Below are 18617 nucleotides of genomic sequence, written 5' to 3' on the forward strand. Positions count from 1 at the left end.
TTCTCCTATCTAGTTTTTATAACCTTTGGATCAAGAGCATCGTGTACTCCTAATGCAACAAAGTGAAGTGAAATTGAAATTAATAATAAAATCATTGCAGGTAATACTAATATAAATGGATTATTTCCTGCTTGAGCTGCAGCGCTTGAAAGGATTGAACCTAAGTTAGCTTGATCTGATTTGAAGAACCCAAGGAAAGCAAGTGATGATACAGACATAATGATTCCAGGAATTGATGCTACATAACTAGTCGAAATCTTTCCAATAATTGCAGGTAAAGCATGTTTGTAAATTAATCTTGCTTTTGAAGCACCAACTGATTTTGATGCTGTGATATATTCTTGATCTTTGACTGTAATGATAAACATTCTAGTGCTTCCAACTGAACCAACTCACCCAATAAACACAAGCGCAATTCCTAATGTTAAATCAGTTGTCCCAAATGTTGAGGCAAAAATTAATAATCAAATAAGTGTTGGAGGAGCTACAAAAATATCGATTAAACGCATAATAACAGTATCAATTCAAGAACCAACATGGAAACCTAAATAAGCACCGATTGCTACCCCGATTATTGTTTGAATTGTTGCAACAATAATAGCTAATCTAATTGCTTGTCAAGTTCCAACTCATGATAAAGTTCATATATCAATACCATCTTTATTAGTTCCTAAATAAGTTGAAAGATTTAGTTGAGGGTTAATTGCAACAATTTTATCAATCATTGCATTAATTTGGTCAATTGAAGCATCGCTTTTTAAACCAGAGTTTTGTAATGCAATAGCAATGTTACGTGTTTTTAAAAAAGTATAAGCATTAACAGATAAATTTTGTGTTTCATTGTTTAATTGAATAATCTTAATTGCATTATTTGGATTATCTGGTCCAAAATACATAAATCTGTTTCATAATACTCCGCCATAATAATCACTTTTAGCTCATTCTTGAGTAATTTTTTCAAAGTTCGGAATATTATCTGCTGAATATCACGGTGAAAAAAGTGGTGGTAAATTTTGCACATCAGCTGAAGATGTTTCTAGCATATCACCATTAGGTAAATAAATTGGGACAGTTTGTGACAATGGTTCTGTTGATGAATATTTTGCAGCTGTAGTAACTACAATTGAAATAATTAAGATCGAAATAAATACAATTAATGATAATACTGAAACTCAACTAGTAAAGAAACGTTTAAAAATTTCAGCAACTAGTTTTTTTGGTTTACCAGCAATATTATTTAATAATGACTCTTCTCTAGGAGCAAATTGTTTAATGCTGGTTCTTAATTGATTTAATGATAAATTATATTTTTTTTCAAATTCTTTAGCATTCATTATTTATTTGCTCCTTTCATTACTATTTCATTTTGTTTAAATTGTTTATTTCTCTCTCTTCTAGCTAAAATAAATTTAGTGTAGCTATATGGGGAAGAGGCTGTATATTTAATTCTTGGATCTAAAATGGCGAATGATACATCGACAATAATTGTTGTAAATAAACTTAATGTAGTAAAGAACACCGTTGAGAACATAATAATGTTAATTTCACCTTTAGGGAAAGCTTGCGCAATTACTTGTGATGTTCCGGGTACATTTCAATAAGTTTCAATAACAATCCCACCACTAAGAAGTCCAATATATGATGGAATTAAAATAGCTGCTAATGGGATTGAAATATTTCTTAAAACGTATTTAAAGAAAATTTCTTTGTTTGATAAACCTTTTGATTTTGCAATCAAAATATAGTTTGAAGTTAATACAGTAATAACTTGATTACGTGTATATGTTATATATCCAGATAATGAACCTAAGACAATTATAGCAATAGGTGGAATTCATGATGCAATCATTTTACCAACACCATAGGCTTCAACGTCTGTTTGGTTATTAAAGTTAATAAATTGTGGTGGAATGTTTACAGAGAAAAGAATAGAAATCAGAATAGGAGCTATAACGAATGATGGTAAAGCTATAAAGAATAAAGCGAAGAAGTTAATTCCAGCGTCAAAAACAGTTCCTCTTTTATAACCAGCAAATATTCCGAGTGCAATTCCTAAAATAGCTGCAATTATAAAGGCTGGTAAAGTAATGATAATTGAATATTTAAGGTATTTAAAGAAGTATGCACTAATAGATGCAGTTCCAGTTTGTTGGAAAATTGTTTCATCATAAGGAATACCAAATGGATTTGTTCTATTAGTAAATAGATTACTAATTCAATATCCAAAACGAATAAATGGATTTAATTTAATATTCATTCATGAACCCTTGACTTCCTCATAATTTAAATTATTTGGAATCAAGTGATATTGAACAGATTTGTCAAATAATGTTCGCAATTCTTTAGTAGTTGAAGTGCTTGATCCACTAGCAGACTGCTGTGCTTCAAGAGCTTTAACTGCAAAAGGGTTATCAGAAAATTGTGCAACTAATAAATAAACTACCATTGTAATAGCTATTAGTGTTATTATTGCAAACCCTATACGCTTCAGTATGTATTTTCACATAGTTTTTCCTTTCTATTTAGTTTTTTCTTTTACTACTCTGTAATTTGTTTGATCAATAAATCCATTATATGTAGTTGGTAAAATATAATTTGGATTTGTTAAGGTTGCCGCAAAAGGTGATTTTGATGCAGTCATAGAAAACATATCTGGAACAGCTCCTGAAATATTAGACATTTCAACAGCTAATTCTAATAAGTCTTTTTTAGTTACATCTAATGAATTGTTGTATTGTAATCAGAATTTAGCATTTAAGTCATCTAGAGTAATGTAATCTGTAACATTATCGGTGTCATCTAAATTAACAAGTTGTCCATTGACAAATTTTTGATTTCCTAATCAATCTACCATATTGTTCAATTCGTCTGTAGTTAAATTTTTAGCTATGTCTTCTAATGAAACTGATAATTTTTGTCCAGGTTGGGAAACAAATTCTTTAAATGACTGAGCTGCTTTATAAAATTGTGGGTATGATTTTTTTACTTTATTAGCATATTGTTCATCCGTTAATATTGAAGCAAATAAAGCTGTTAAATTCAATGATTGTGCATAAGCTGTAAATGCTGATCCAATTCCATTATAGTCATATGATCATCCAACCCTAATGAATGGAATTGTGTCATTAAATCAATAATCGAAAAATACATTTCTTTCTTGTGGATTGAAAGCTTTAATTTTAAATTCTAATCTATCATCCAACCCATTAATAGCATCAGCATAGTTTTGATATGCTTGTTTCATTGGCTGAGTAATATTACCAAATGATCACATAATTTCTAATTTAACTTTTTGCCCAATAATTTCAGGGTGATCAGCATAAACTTTATCTAATAATTTTTTCATTCTTTGTTTCATTTGCTCGTAAGCAACTGATTTAGACATATCTTGAGCTGCAACATTTAAGTTTTGAGTATCTGAAGGTTTTAAAAATGTATTGTTAGTTGCATCAAAAACAATACGTTCACCAGTTTGTGCATCAACCACAAATGTTCCGTTAATAATATCGTGATTTGGTCTTAAACTATTGTTTGGCAATGATGTATCAGATGCATTAGCATTTAAATTTGCATCTGGTGCAAAAGAAGTAATTCATGGATATGCTGGGTTAGCTTGTGAAAGCTGATCAGCAATTGAAGCTCATGCAATTGAAGAAGAAATAATGTTTCTAAATTCTCCACCAAGCCCTAGTGTTGTATATGGCATAATGTTTTTGCTATTACCGTTCATTAATTCTTTATTTGATACCCCATACATTGCATATGCAAAAGCATCACTCATATAAGATCTATCTGATTTTTTAGGCAATAAATTTCATATAAAAGCTTTGACTAATTGTGTATTAGAAAGAACTTGTTTATATGACATTCCGTATGCCGAAGGATCTTTTTGAACTGCTTCTTTGTTATTTTTAGTTAAGTCATTGAAATTATAAGCACCTAATCCACCTGCTATATATTTGTTATATGTGTTGATTTTATAGGTTTCAGGATCAATTGGAGCTTGTAAATAATTTGTTGTAAATTTTGTAATTGTTTGATTTGAACCTGTATATGTTGTGTCAAAATAGTATGGATTTAAATATTGAGATATTGAAAAAGTTTCTGAGTCAAATGGTTTAGCATAGTATTTTCCAGCAAACAGTGTTGTTTCTGGGTTAAATCCATATCAGTAAATACCTGCTTCTCTAGCTTGACCTGAAGCTGATTTAACTGCTTCAACTATAGTATCATAAAGTTGCTTGTTATTTTTAGTAGCAAGAACTTGAGAATAAATATCCTCTGTATTATTTAGTGTCATATCAGCAATATAGGTTGATGGAGCAGGAACAAAGTCATAAGTAGTTGCTATATTTTGGAAAAAGTTCATAAATTGTGCTGGTGAACTTTGATTATATTTTGAAACCATAAATAAGTCGTCAGTTTCATTAGGATTATTTGGATTAGGTGAATGAATTACTGTTTTACTCTTATTTAGCATTTGCTCAATGTTTACATTAAATAATTTATAAATGTAAACATTTGGGAAAGTACTATTTGGAGAAAAAGAATCACCTGGTATCGTTAATAATTTTCTAACTTCTTCATCAATATAACTATTTCCACCATTTTGTGTTCTATATTTAGCATCATTCATATAAGTTCTAACTACAGATGTATAAAAATCATTAGAGTTAATTGGGTATTGTGTCTTTTGCCCTTGAGCATTTACTCAAAATTGCCCAGGTCTAATTCTAAAAGCGATTTTAGCTGCCTTTTCCAGAGCTGATGCAAATTCTTTAGAATTAATTGAACGTGGATTAGATGATGTTCTTATTACAACAGAAGAAGAATATGATCCATCAGCATTATCTGGTTTTTCCACTAGCCCTGCATCATCTTGATCAAAAATTTTGACATCATATTCAGGGTTTTGTAAATCTGAACCAGGTTTTGGAATGTAGACATAAATAGCATCAGCAAGTTCTAATTTATATCTTTGCACTTCAGGAGAAATAATTTTTTGAGCTTTACTTTGTGTAACTCCAGCTTCTGAAATGTTATAGTTTTGTTTATTTAAAATATTTGGACGCCCCAAAGTTTCAATAGAAATAAAACTTAGTGTTGTTGTATCCATTGTTGATGGTGTACTTCTAGTACCATATGAAGATGAATTATCTGCAGGATATGCTGTTAAACCAAATGATGAATTATAAGACACTTGATAAACTCTAGCTTTTGCAATTTTATCACCTACAGGATAACTAGAAAAGGTAAAATCAGGATTTATAATATTTTCAAGTTCAGCTTTTGAAAGATAGTTGCCAGTACCTTGTAATTTATCATCCCCAGTCTTGTCTAAAGCATTCATATCATACTCATAAATATCAGTATTTAATTTTTTAATTAACTTAAAATATTTGTCAAATTCTTCGTATGAATTGTTTAACTGAGTACTAAATTTTGCTATTTCAGAATCAATCGTTGCTTTTTTTGATTCAAAAAGTTTTTGTTTATTAACTAATTGAGCCTTTAAATCAGCTATTAAGCCTTGTGCTTTAGTAATTTCTGTATTTAAAGATGCAATTCTTTTATTTCTTGCATCAGAATCATTAGCAAATGATTGAGCTAAAGCTAATTGGCCAACTGTTTTTTGTAGCTTATTTAACACTTCTATTTTTTCCTTTGCTGCTGCTAACTTATCCACTAGTTCAGAAGCAGTTGTGGTACTTAAAGTTTTCATTTTAGTTTCTAATTCTGATATTTTAGAAAGTATTTCTTTTTTCGCATTTTCTTGTTCTTGATCTTTTAAAGTAGCTAACTTATCCTTTAGTGATTGAATTTCAATGCCAACATTTTCGATAGCAATTTGATTTTTATTAATTTCATCTGAAATATTATCTATTGTTGAACTTGCTTTTTGCATTTGTGAAACAACAGAATTATAGATGTATTGCTTTCCATCACTGTCTTCTGGAAGTACAGAAGGCAATTTCATGTTTTGTATTTTATCTAAAAAGTCTTTAATTTTTAAATTAAGTAAACTGTTTTCAAGCAACTTAATTTCATTCACTAATTGGTCAAAGTCATTTTTTCCAGCAGCTAATTTGTAATATTCTATCTCTCCTTGTGCTGTTAAAACAACATTTTGTTGAAATTGAATTTTACTTTCAACATCTTTAACATCATTTACAAATGGTGTTAAAGAATTAAGTAAGTTGTCTTTCTGAGAATTTAATTTACTATATTCATTTCAAGCTTTTTTGGCTAAAACATCATATTGAGCCACTTCCTTTTGTGCTTTTTGGAGTTGATTTTCATTAGTGATTATTGGCTTTGATTGTCTAGTATTGTCACAACTAGCAGCTATAAATGGAAGAGAGATTCCAACTGTAGCTACTGTTGACAATAATAAAAATTTTTTCTTCATGTACTCCTCCTTATTTTTTGATTTTAAAAATTTTTGTTCCTAATTCAATTCATTCTTGAATTAATTCTTCTACATAATTAAAACCTAATTCATAAAACTCATTGCTTTCTAAATCTACACCAACATTTTTTAAAATTTCTATTGGGTAGTTTGAACATCCTGCTTTTAAAAAATTATTTATATAATTTTCTAAAGCTACCGTACCTTCTTTTTTGTACTTTGCAAAAAAGAAATTTGCTACTAATTGACCTATGGCGTACTTGTAAACGTAAAAGCCATAATAAAAATGAGGTACATAAATAGATTTTAAATTTTCTCGTGCGTCATATTTATATGTTTTTTTCTTATCACTCTTATATTTTAAAGAATTTTTGAAGTAAATGTCAGATAATGTTTCATAACTACCAGATGCATTTCCAGCAGCTATTGCATTATATAAATCATATTCATAATTTGCTCATTCAACTTGGCGCAATACAGTACCAATGAATCCAGAAATCATGTTTCCTAGTATTTTAAATTTTAATTTATCGTCATTTGATGTTTTAAGTAGATAATCAAATAGCATTAATTCATTAAAGATTGAAGCAATTTCAGCTAAAAAGATTGGATATTGTGACTTAACTAATGGTTGATATTTAGATGAAAAATATGAATGCATTGAATGACCCAATTCATGAGCTAGTGTTTCTACACTGTCTAATCTACCATCAAAGTTCATTAAAATATATTTTTTATCAATATCGTATGTTCCACCGATACTATATGCTCCTGAGCGTTTATTATCTACCGGCATAAAGTCTATTCAATTTTGGCTAAATGCTTTAGCAACTTGTTCTTGATATTCTGAGCCAAAAGGTTTAGTTGTATTAGCTACTATGTCTTTTGCTTCTTCAACAGTATATTCAGATTTCACATTAACTAATTCTCTAGAACCATCTCATTTTTTCATTGGTTCTTTAAATTTAGCTAAATAAAACTTTTTATAAGCTTGGGTATATTTTTTAAAGATTGCACTTCTGGTTGCTACTTGATCAAATAATTTTTGTAAAATTTCATCACTTACTTTATCAGCATTTGTCAACATTGCAACAGCAGATGGATAATTTCTGATTTTAGCTTCAACAACTATGCTTTTAAATTGTTGATAAAGGGTTTCTGCTAATGATTGACGATGTTGATAATAAGCATTTCAATAATTTTGATAAGCTTGTTTTCTAACTTCTTTATTATTTGATTTAGCAAATGTAACACGATTAGTTGGATTTAATTTAACATTTTTATGTTCGGAAAGTTGAATATATCCATAATCAAGTTCACTGTCTGTTATGATTGAAAAAATGTTATGAGGGTCTGGTTCACCTAAAGCTGACTTAATAATATATTCTTCTACTTCGTCGCTAAGTTTATGAGAATATTGTTCAATTGAGTCTTCAATTTCACGTTTATATAAAGCCAATCTAGGATCATTTTTTCATTGTTTCATTTGTTCTATATGAGCAAAGAAACGATTAGTTTCTGAACCATATTCCTCTTCTAATTGTTGATTTAAGAATTCTCATTCCTGTATTAACTGCTTAAATTTAGGATCAACTATATTAATGTTATGATTGTTTGATAAATAATTATCAATCTTAAAACTTATTATAGTTTGCTTTTCTGATTCAATTAAATCTTGTAAGTATGCATCTATGTTATTGTATTTTGTATCTTTATTTTGTATTCTTGTTTTAAATATTTCTTTATACTGTGCAATCCATGATTCTAAGCTTTTACCTTCAAGTATAGCTTCCAAATCCCAGCGATATTGGGGTGGTACATCTGAATATTTTTTATATTGTTTAGCTGCCATGTATTCTCCTTAATAAATATGGAAAAAGAAAGTTTTGTAGGCTACAAACCTACAAAACCCATAGCAAAAAAAATTTTTATCTTTGGAATTTGTAAATCTATAGCACCAATGTATTAAACAAAGAGTAGAAATCTTTTATGCTTTTCTACCAGCATTTAGGTTGCCACCATCAATGCTTCGGCTTTTATATCCTTTCAATATTTATCATCGCATGCCTGCTAAAATATTTACTTTTACTAAAAGCTCCTCTATAGTTTATCTTTAGCAATAACAGATTTCTAGGTTGAATCTGTTATTTATATGAGCCAAAAAACAGATACAACTAAAATGCATTCATCATAATATGTCAGTGACGACGGATGAAGGTGATAATAATATTAGTTGTAATCATGTTTCTTTCTTTTTTCATGGGTTTATTATAACACACATCTAGCTGAAGTAATGAAAAAAATGGTTATTCCACATTTTTTCCACATTTTTGCTTTTAACTGCATAATATAGTACTAAAAAACATTACATTTTTATATTACCATGTAAAATATCTAAGAAATCTGTTTAAAATTTAATTTTATTTAGAAAAAATATTGGATTTTTACCTTTAAGGCTATGCAATAATGCTAAAAATAAAATGCGCTTTATTTTGCAAATGATAGAATACAATAGAAAGGATAATATGAAAAAAAATAAGCACACAGTTGCAAGCAAAGCCAGCTTTTGGGAAGTATTTCTTTTCATTTTAAAAGTAACTATAATTGGATTTGGTGGCGGTAATGCACTAATGCCAGTAATTCAACGTGAAGCTGTTGGAAAGAAAAAATGACTTACCGAAGATGAATTCGATGATATTGTTATTGTTACAAATATGCTACCAGGAGCTTCTGTAATACAAACATTATCATATATTGCAATTACATTACTTGGCAAAGTTAAAGGAACTATACTTACATTAGTTGCTATTTTACCGCACGTCCTTTTAGCTTTTGCTTTCTTAGTTGTATTAACTAAGTACTTACCTGCAGAATACTTAAAAATAGTTTCAGTAGGTGTCTTAGTAGCAATTATTGCCTTCTTAATTAATTTTGGAGTAAGATATGCAAAACAAGCGCACAAAACAATGTCTACTCCTTTATGAATACTTATTTTTCTTTTTTCAGCAGGATATTCATTATTTATACCCGCTCCATACAATTTACCTGTTGTAGCTATTGTAGTTGTTATTGCTATTTATAGCATTTGATACTTGATTACACGTAAGAAGAGACAACTTAACTCACCAAAAGTACAACAAATTGAACAAAAGAAAATTTGTGAGATTTCAAAAGAAGAATTAGAAGAAGCTGACATAGAAAATAATATTCAATGTGAAGATCCGAAGAATAAGGAGGATAAATAATGCCTATAATTGGTTTTTTAGTTTGTATTCCCTTAATCATTTTTATCTCATTATCTGTTTTTGGTGGTGGACAAGTTTTTATGCCTATTTTCCAATGATTATGAAACTTAATGCATTCCACTTTTGGAGTAGAACAGTTAGATGAAACTGCAATCAACAATATCTTTACAGTAGCAAATACTACACCTGGTGTTGTCTCAACTAAATTCGCGTTCTTTACAGGTTATGTAGTAGCTAATGGATCATGATGAGGTTATTTAGCTATGTTTGCAACCTATTTAGTCTTTTGTTTGCCAGCAATTATAGTTATGGCTATTACAATGAAGTATGTTAAAAAATTTAAGACAAATGATTTTGTTGCAAATATGTTAATTGTAATGAAGCCTATAGTGGCTGGAATTATGATTTCACTTGCTATTTCTCTTCTAGTTTCTATTTTAGTTCCCGAATATTACTTTAACTCATCTACTAAAGGATATTTAGGAATTAGTGAACAAAATTATTTTGTTGGATATAAAAATATCTTGTTAAAAGTGTATGTGCCATTGGGAATTATAGGTTCTTATATTATGGCTAAAAAGAAATTCTCTTTATTTATTATTATTGTAGTAAATATTATTATTTCATTAATTCTGTTTGCTCCATATGCCGGATAGTCACACCTAGGTGTGATTTTTTTGTATAAAAAAGCATGCCCTGATTATTTAGGCATACTATATTTAACTTATTAAAATCTTAATCATTTTGCACTTCTAAAGAAGCTGATACATGAGCTACTTGTTCAAATGTTTTATTGATTGAATATTGATTTGAAAGTGATGAAGCAAAAGCGTTATTTACTGAATAGTTTTCACCCACGTATGTTGGGAATACATTAGGGTTCTTATATGATAAGTAAGCTCTAAATACATCAAAAGCAACTCATTTATTTGAAGCCTTATCAAAAACTTCTAATCAGTAAATTCCTTCTTTAGCATGTTTAATTTGTTCATTTAAATTATCTTTTTCAAATTGAACTTTTGTGTTAGCTAATTGGGTTTCTAAATCAGCAATTAAAGCTGCATTTGTACCTTGAACAATTTGTACTTGGTATCCACCATTAGCAAATAGTAATTGAGCATATAGATCTACAAGTGAATAAACATTTGTAACTGTTTCTGTGATGTGTTTGTATAAGTTAGCAAAACTTTGTGCAATACCAGCAGAAACGATAGCATTCTTACTAATCATTGAATTTTTAGCTATTGTAGCATTATTAACCATAACTTTAATAATGTCACTTAATTTAGCAATTCTTTCGTTATAGATTTTAGTTTGTTCTTCTTCTGTGCCATTGATTGTAGCTTTATCAACTAAGTCAGCTGATAATTCAGTTCCACCTTTTAATGTAATTAAGGCTTTTATAAAGTTGATTTGGCTATCAAATAGTGAGCTTAAATCAGTTAAAGTTAATGTTTCGCCAGCATCTTTTTTAGCTTGTAATTTTGTAATATTTTCATATGCAGGAAGAATTTCTCTAGATGAATATGTTTTAATTGCATCTATTTGGAGTTCGATTTCATGAATTTTAGCTTGAGCACTTTCTATAATGCTTTTTGTAACTTTGATTAAGCTATTTGCTTTTTTAACTTCAGCTGAAGTTTTCGCTTCATCTAATTGTTTCTTAAAGTTAGCAAGGTTTTGTTCACTATTTCTTAATGAACCTTGAATTTTGTATAGTTCACTAATGTTAACTAATCATAGGTGTGATCAGAAGAAATTATATGGTTGAGCAAGGAATTCTCTTTGTTCTTCTTCTGATAGCACAGAAACAATAGTTCCATTTGCACCCTTAGATGTATTGAAAACTTGGTATTTGTCGTTTTGAACTGGACGTCCTTTGTCATCTAAAGCATCTGGGTTAACACCTGTAATTAAGTATTCAGGTGCAAATCCTAACGCCATACCACGTTTATCATCTGCTGCTAATGAAACATTATAGTTCTTGTAGTTGTCAAACATCATTTTGTAGATTTTCTTAGTTGCTGCAACTTCATCATTTGCAACAGAAACAAAGTCGAATTTTGAAACTGAATTAAATAATTCTCTTTGTGTTTTTTGAACTACAGCTGATGGAATTGTGTTGTAAAGTTTTGTAAGAACTTGGTAATTGAATACACCTGATTTAGTTGCATTGTTTCATACAAACATTTTTGATGATGCATTATCCTTAGTTGTTATAGGATATTTAGCTTCATTCATTAAGTATTCTGCATAAAAAGGTGTATCTTGTAAGAAATGTTTAATAACTGCTTTAACATCAGCTTCTGTAATTTCATCTTCTGGTTTAGGGAAGCTGAATGTTTTAACACTAGAATAGCTTTTTAGTTCTTCAACTATTCCTTTAACATATCCTTTTAATTCAGTGTCTTCAATTTCTTTATCGATTGAACCGTTAGGTTTAACAGTTGGAAATTTGAATGAGTTAAAAGCATCTGTTGTTAATTGTGTAGCTTCTAATAGACCTGAAAATGATCTAAAGATTGCAGGAATTGCTTTATATTCTTTTTTATTAGCTTTTATACCTTTTAAATATTCAGCTAATGTAGCATTTAATTCTTTAATGTTTTTAAGTGCATCTGCACGAATTGCTTCATTGTCAATTTTATCGATATTAGCTTGATTAATATCTAATTGTTCTGTTTTATAGTTTGGTGTAAAAAGATTTTTAAAATCCTTTAAATAGTTGTTATTGTCTACTGAAACACTGTTTTGAGGGCTGTAAATAAAGTTTGAGAAATTATATTTTAGTAATTTACTTTTAGTAATTAAATCATTTTCAAATTTTACTAAATTTGGTTTATTGTATTGTTCTTGGCTTGTTAAATGTTCTTTAGCGCTAAATCCATTACCATCTTTTGAAATAAATTTTTCAGCATAAAGTACTGTTGAGTCATCTCTATAGAAACAAGATACTGCAGTTACTGGCAAGATAGCCATAGCTGCAAATGATCCTAAAAATAATTTTGCTTTCTTAAAATTAATTTTTTTATTCATATTAATTAAACATTTCAACATATTTAAGTGATTTGAATCCTGAGTAAGTAATTACTGTACCCATAACAAATAATAAACATGCGAATGCTATCCCTCCTATAGAATATGATTTAACATATTGTGCTAAATCAACGATTTTAATATCAAGTGTAACTTTTTCATTTAAATCAATTAATGGTTGTACTTGTGAAATTAGAATAGAAAGAACAATAATAGCAATAAGTGCTAGCACTGAAATAATTGCTCAAGTAATAACTTTTCTTTTGTAATTTTTCATAATTATCCCTTAATTGTTGAACCTTGTCTACTAATAGCAGCCATGATTCTCTTTCTGAAGATTAAGTAAACAATAAACATAGGTAAGATAACCATTAAGCTGGCTGCAAGTTTAACGTTTTGCATTACGTTTGCTCCTGAGTCAGGGTCGGTTGGGTCAATACCAGCTTTGAATAGTCAAACTGAAACAACATCTAATCTAGTTGAAGCAATTGTAGAAATAATAGATGGTCATAAGTATGAGTTTCATGAAGCAAGAGCTGTAAGAATAATGATTGTTAATGTTGTTGGCACAACCATTGGAAAGGCAACTTTAAATAAGTATTTAAGTCCTGAAGCACCATCAACAAGTGATACTTCCTTAATTCTTCCAGGAATAGCTTCGAAAGCATTTTTATACATCAATGTGTTAAAAATACTTGCAGTGAAAGGAAGTGCGATAGCAAATAAGAAACCAACATAGTCTCTAGCTATTTTTGTTTTAAGAACAACGAAGTATTGTCCTGATAGCAACGCAACTTCTGGTAAAACTAATAGGGCTAATGCAAAGAATCAAATAAGTCCTTTTCCTCTTCAATTACGTAAAGAGAATGCATATCCCATTAAGAATGTAATGAAAACTTTTAAAGTAACAGATACTATTACGTTTAAGAATGTTAATAACATGGCACTTCAATATCCTGAAGACATAGCTCTACTGTATGTATTTGATACAACTTGAGTTCAAGGAACAAAGTTAAGACCATGTTGCCCATCGGAGTTAATGTAAGTTAGACCTTCACCAAATGAAGGGAAAAATCTAAATTCGGTTTTAAGCGCAGCAGCTTGTGAATCATCCATCATTGAGATAGAGATCATGTAGAAGAATGGGAATAAAATTAATACCCCAAAGAATACTAAGAGCAATAGTTTAAGTACGCTAATAAGAATAACTTTTGTTAAACTGTGCTCTGTAACTTGTGAAGAAACTCTTTCTTGGTTCTTACGAAGTCTTTTTTGCATAAAGTGCTTGCGTAGCTTTAACTTTAACTCAAACATTTCTTTCTCCTAGATTATTTAATGTTGTTTGTATCATGAAGAATCCACCTCTAACCATTGATGAGAAGGTTACTCCGATGATAAATAATGAAATTGATGCTGCACCAGCTAAATGTATATTACCTGATTGAGTTTGTAAGTATACATAAAGCATTAATGAACCACCACCAGCATTAAAGGCATTTTCTGGTTTGTTTTCAAATAATGCAAGTGGGAAAACTTTTAATCCGCCAATAATTCCTAGTGTAACTAAGAAGTTAATTGTACTTTTGATTGATGGAAGTGTAATTGCGAAAAATTGTTTAAATCCATTTGTTCCGTCGATTGAAGCTGAACGATATAAGTTTTTATCAACACCAAGCATAGCTGTTGTGAAGATTAAGATATTGAATGCAAGTCCATTTCAAATACCATTAATAATCATGGCAACTAAAGCGTTGAATGTATATTGATCATTAGTTTCAAGTCATGGAACATTTGTTCCTAAAATTTTGTTTAATAATCCATATGTACTAAATAATTGGATAAATGCTAAAGACACAGCAACACCATTAGTTACATAAGGCATAAAGAACACAGTTTGTCAAAAACTTTTTGCATATTTTCTATATAACTTAGCTATAACAGAAGAAATAACTAATGAAATAATCATAACAAATGGTAAGACAAACATACCATATATGAATGAGTTTCTAACCCCAACAGCAAAACGAGCGTCTGTGAAAACTTTTTGGTAGTGTTCTAAAGTAACATTACCTGAATCGGTTCTTAATGATTCAACAATGTTAATTATCATAGGGGTAATAGTAAATAGTAAAAGCAATACTATACCAGGTAATAATAATAACAATGGTTTTCAAGCAGGAGTTCTCTCATCAAGTATAGAGTGTGATAAAGTAGATTTCTTAGATGCTTGCTTTTTAACTGATCAGTTAAAAAGAAAAGGTAATTTCTTTTGTAAAAATAAATGTGTTTTATTATTTAACAATTTCATATTGTAGTCTTTCTTCACTAGCGGCATCAAAAATGTGAAGTTTTGCTAGCGGTACATCGAAGAAGATGTCATCACCAATACGGAATTCATAGTTATTGTCAAGTAAGAAGTTGATTCTTCCAGCTCCTTCAACATCAACAACTAATTTACTTTCTTTTCCGAAGTTTTCTTGTACAACTACTTTACCTTTGAATGAATAATCTTGACCTTTTTCTTTAATAATAAAGTCTTCTGAACGAACACCAATGTTTAATGTGATATTGTCTTTTCCAACTAATTTGATTTGTGGTAATTCAACACCTGCCATTGTTAATTTTCCATTAACAACTTCAGAAGCGAATAATCCCATTTCTGGCATACCAAGGAATCTAGCAACGAATTGGTTTTTAGGTTTGTTGTATAGTTCAAGTGGTGTACCCATTTGTTGAACTTTAGCCATTGACATACAGATAACAATGTCAGAAATAGACATAGCTTCTTCTTGGTCGTGAGTAACAAACACTGTTGTAATTCCTAATGATTGTTGGATTTCTCTAATTCATTGACGTGTTGAAATACGTAATTTGGCATCAAGGTTTGAAAGAGGTTCGTCCATTAATAAGATTTCAGGTTTTTTAACAATAGCACGAGCGATTGAAACACGTTGTTGTTGTCCCCCTGAAAGTCTTGTTGGTTTCTTTTGAAGAATGTGAACAATTTCAACACGAGCAGCAACTTCCATAACTTCATTGTGGATTGCTTGTTTTAAAGTAATATCAGCTTTTGCTAATTCTTTAATGTGTGCTTTTTCTTCTTCGTTTAAGAAATCATTATTGTCTTTTTCTTGTTTTAAAACATTTTTAAGATCGTATTTTTCAACAAGTTCTTTAGCTTTTTGTTGGTAAAGAATTTTAGCAACAGTAGGTAATCTTTTTGAGTCAGATAATAATTGTTTATATTCTTCATTTGTTTTTAAAAGTTCATTGAACTTAGCTTTTTGTTCTAAATAGTTTTTCTTTGTTTGAGCTTTAAGAACTTCATATCTGTTTACAATTTCTTCTTGTTTAATTAAATATTTGTATCTTGTAAGTGTTTTTAAAGCCTGTTCTTCTAACTTAACAATTCTAATTCTGTCTTTTAAAATTAAGTTTGAGAAGTCTACTAATAAAAGCTTGCTTACGAATTCTTGGATTTCAATAATTCTTTGTTCCATTTCTTCAGCTGTAGCTAATTTTTGGAATTTGTAGTTTGCTTTATCTAAGTCTTGTAAGATTTCAGCTTTTTGTAGTTCTGGAAGTAAGTTATTTGCTTTATCTGAAGCAAATTTTTCCTTGATTTCATTAATTTTTTGTTTTGAATCTTGTCTAATTTTTTCGTTAGTTTTGATTACATTCTTTGTTAATAGTGAAATCTCAGAATCTTCGTGAACTAAAGTAATTTTGTATTCAGTGTGTGCTTGTTCATAATCATTTACCATTTTTGCATATAGTTCTGCAACTTTGTGTGATGATTTTTCTGAAATAAGCATAATAACGTCAAAAGCATTTCTTAATTCTGCAATTTCTTGTTCTGTAGCCCCAAGTTTCTTAAGATATACGATTTGAATTTCGTTTCTTGCTTTTTCTCTATTTAAATAGAATTTCTTTTGTCATTCAGGGTCATTTTTAAGTGGGAATGCAATATTTGCATAAACACTCATGTGTGGGTATAAGGCATAGTTTTGGAAAACAAACCCAATTTTTCTTTTTTGAGGTGTAAAGTCAGTAACATCTTTCCCTTTGAATAAGATTTTTCCTGATGTTACTGTTAATAGACCTGCAATAGCATTTAATGTTGTAGTTTTACCTGATCCAGATGGACCTAATAAGGTTACTAATTTACCCTCTGGTATTTTAAAACTTACATTATCAACAGCTAATGTTTCACCAAAATCTATGTTAAGATTTTTTAATTCAATAGCAGGGAATGATTCAGAATCAATGTTAGCTAGTTGATTTGTATAGTTTTTGATTCTATTTAAATCATCTTCACTAACTTTTGTTGATAATTCCTTTACATATGAAATTAATTTATTAATTAGTTTCATTAATTTCCTTTCTTTTTGTTTTACATATTTATGATTGAAAAATAAATACTTAATAATTTTACATTAATTATTTTTTTAAGGTTAAAAATGACTAATAAAAGTTATTTATTTTCATTCTTTGCAAGTCACTTTTTATAAATGTTTTCAAATGTTGCATATGTAGAGTTATTTTTTGCTAAATAAATGAATGTTGAGACTTGACTTGGGGTAGCAAAATAGTGGAAGAATCCTCTTTTTGCTTCAATAGCATCAAACATAGCTCCTGCAAGTTGTTCATAAATACGATCTTCGTATGAACCTTTAACACTGTGAATGTTTGAACCATCAGCTTGAACATTTGAGCTAGGCATTGGAAGTGTTAATCCAGCTCTTACAATTTCAACGTTATATGAATATTGATAGTCTTCTCCAAAGAATACATCAGCTGTTGTTCTTCCATATGCATCATGACCTAGGAATGCAACACGAACATGGTCTCTATAGTTCATATCTTCTGATCATAATTTTTCAGCAAAGTGAGTAGGCATTAAAGCAAATGCATATTCAAATGGTGATGATAATTTTTGTGAAACAGCTTTTTCAGGTGTATCAATTCCAGATAAACGAATATTAGGTTCAATTTTTGGATCTCTTTTTGGATCATGTTTATCTTTAATTGGGTTTAATCCTTTTTTGAATTTACCTTCAAATGTATCTTTATCTTCATAAAGTTCTACAGCATAGGTATCTCCATCAGAAACTGTTGTGATTCTTCCATCAAAGTAATTTCTAGTGTCGACTTTGCTTCAGTCAATATTTACTTTTTTAAATATTTTTGGATCTGGAGCTGTTGAATAATCGCTAAATGTTGGATTTATTTTCATAACTGTATCTTTAGATAAAGTAACAAGTAAATCTTTTACATTTTTGCAATCACCCATACTTAAAGCGCTGTATTTAAAATTATTTATAGCTGTCATTTGTTTAAGTTTTAATGCTTTAGAGTGAACTTCTTCATTTGGTGATTCATTCACCCCTAATTTTTCACCTGTTTTTCAATCAGCAAATTCTTGGCTGAATTGTGATAAAACATAAAGTAATTTAATAGTTTCACCTTTAGGCTGTTTAATTTCTACTTTAAAATATTTTGGTAAATTTGAAAATGTACTGCTATTTGGTAATAAATACGTTGTTTCAGCAGGTGTATAGGTTAATTGAACCAACTCTGTAATCTTGCTTGATATCATTTTAGTTAATTTGCTAATTGATTTTGCAAGAGCAACGTTACCATTTGTATTTAATTTCTTAACCGATAAGATTTGACCATTTTCAACTTTAAAAGGAGTTGAAGAATTAAATTCTATTTCAATAGTCTTATCAAGACCATTTATTGTTTTAATTCCTTGTAATGATTGTTCTTTCTTAATAATATTATCTGCTCTTTGTTCATCTGTTAAGCTGCAAGATGAAGCAACAATTGGAAGTGCTGTCATTCCACATCCAAGTGTAAGCATTAAAATGCTCTTTATTTTTTTCATATTTCTCCTAATGTCTCCATACAAGAAAATATAATTT

At 29.4% G+C, this 18617-nt stretch carries 12 protein-coding genes and 1 riboswitch; of the genes, 2 read left to right on the forward strand and 10 right to left on the reverse strand.

All coding sequences use genetic code 4. From position 1 onward, the window contains the following. Nucleotides 1-5 precede the first annotated feature (5 nt). The 4 genes from ACNQ12_RS01505 to pepF are packed head-to-tail and all read right to left on the reverse strand — an operon-like array spanning nucleotide 6 to nucleotide 8261. Entirely contained in the window at nucleotides 6-1334 is a 1329-nt protein-coding gene (locus ACNQ12_RS01505) for an ABC transporter permease (protein WP_418037031.1), read from the reverse strand. After that, nucleotides 1334-2506, reverse strand: coding sequence for an ABC transporter permease (locus ACNQ12_RS01510; protein WP_416754848.1), 1173 nt, complete (start codon nucleotides 2504-2506; stop codon nucleotides 1334-1336). Before ACNQ12_RS01510 ends, ACNQ12_RS01505 begins: the two co-directional genes overlap by 1 nt. Nucleotides 2507-2518: 12 nt before the next feature. Next, entirely contained in the window at nucleotides 2519-6409 is a 3891-nt protein-coding gene (locus ACNQ12_RS01515) for an OppA family ABC transporter substrate-binding lipoprotein (protein WP_418037034.1), read from the reverse strand. A 10-nt stretch (nucleotides 6410-6419) separates the two neighbouring features. Further along, complete coding sequence (gene pepF, locus ACNQ12_RS01520) at nucleotides 6420-8261, reverse strand: oligoendopeptidase F (protein ID WP_418037036.1); 1842 nt, start codon at nucleotides 8259-8261, stop codon at nucleotides 6420-6422. A 92-nt stretch (nucleotides 8262-8353) separates the two neighbouring features. Next, a riboswitch (Lysine riboswitch) is annotated at nucleotides 8354-8520 on the reverse strand. Nucleotides 8521-8934: 414 nt separating this feature from the next. Between pepF and ACNQ12_RS01525 the strand changes: the two genes are divergently transcribed. Both ACNQ12_RS01525 and ACNQ12_RS01530 read left to right on the forward strand, forming a co-directional pair. Further along, entirely contained in the window at nucleotides 8935-9654 is a 720-nt protein-coding gene (locus ACNQ12_RS01525) for a chromate transporter (protein WP_416754844.1), read from the forward strand. Continuing rightward, entirely contained in the window at nucleotides 9654-10310 is a 657-nt protein-coding gene (locus tag ACNQ12_RS01530; RefSeq protein WP_416754843.1) for a chromate transporter, read from the forward strand. Before ACNQ12_RS01525 ends, ACNQ12_RS01530 begins: the two co-directional genes overlap by 1 nt. Nucleotides 10311-10389: 79 nt before the next feature. Here the strand turns inward: ACNQ12_RS01530 and ACNQ12_RS01535 are convergent, their stop codons facing one another. The 6 genes from ACNQ12_RS01535 to ACNQ12_RS01560 form a co-directional block, all read right to left on the reverse strand. Next, a complete protein-coding gene (locus ACNQ12_RS01535) occupies nucleotides 10390-12690 on the reverse strand; it encodes a hypothetical protein (protein WP_418037038.1) in 2301 nt (766 codons plus the stop codon). Nucleotide 12691: 1 nt separating this feature from the next. Then, complete coding sequence (locus ACNQ12_RS01540) at nucleotides 12692-12967, reverse strand: hypothetical protein (protein WP_416754841.1); 276 nt, start codon at nucleotides 12965-12967, stop codon at nucleotides 12692-12694. A 2-nt stretch (nucleotides 12968-12969) separates the two neighbouring features. Further along, entirely contained in the window at nucleotides 12970-13968 is a 999-nt protein-coding gene (locus tag ACNQ12_RS01545; protein ID WP_416754839.1) for a carbohydrate ABC transporter permease, read from the reverse strand. Continuing rightward, a complete protein-coding gene (locus ACNQ12_RS01550; RefSeq protein WP_416754838.1) occupies nucleotides 13949-14998 on the reverse strand; it encodes a carbohydrate ABC transporter permease in 1050 nt (349 codons plus the stop codon). Before ACNQ12_RS01550 ends, ACNQ12_RS01545 begins: the two co-directional genes overlap by 20 nt. Continuing rightward, a complete protein-coding gene (locus tag ACNQ12_RS01555) occupies nucleotides 14982-17063 on the reverse strand; it encodes an ATP-binding cassette domain-containing protein (protein WP_418033655.1) in 2082 nt (693 codons plus the stop codon). The genes ACNQ12_RS01550 and ACNQ12_RS01555 overlap by 17 nt, the downstream gene beginning before the upstream one ends. A gap of 101 nt (nucleotides 17064-17164) precedes the next feature. Continuing rightward, nucleotides 17165-18580: a thermonuclease family protein gene (locus ACNQ12_RS01560; RefSeq protein ID WP_418037040.1), complete on the reverse strand. Its 1416-nt coding sequence runs from the start codon at nucleotides 18578-18580 to the stop codon at nucleotides 17165-17167. Nucleotides 18581-18617 lie beyond the last annotated feature (37 nt).

Origin of the sequence: Mycoplasma paraquilae (assembly GCF_048284415.1) — a bacterium.
Lineage (GTDB): Bacteria > Bacillota_I > Bacilli_A > Mycoplasmatales > Metamycoplasmataceae > Mycoplasmopsis.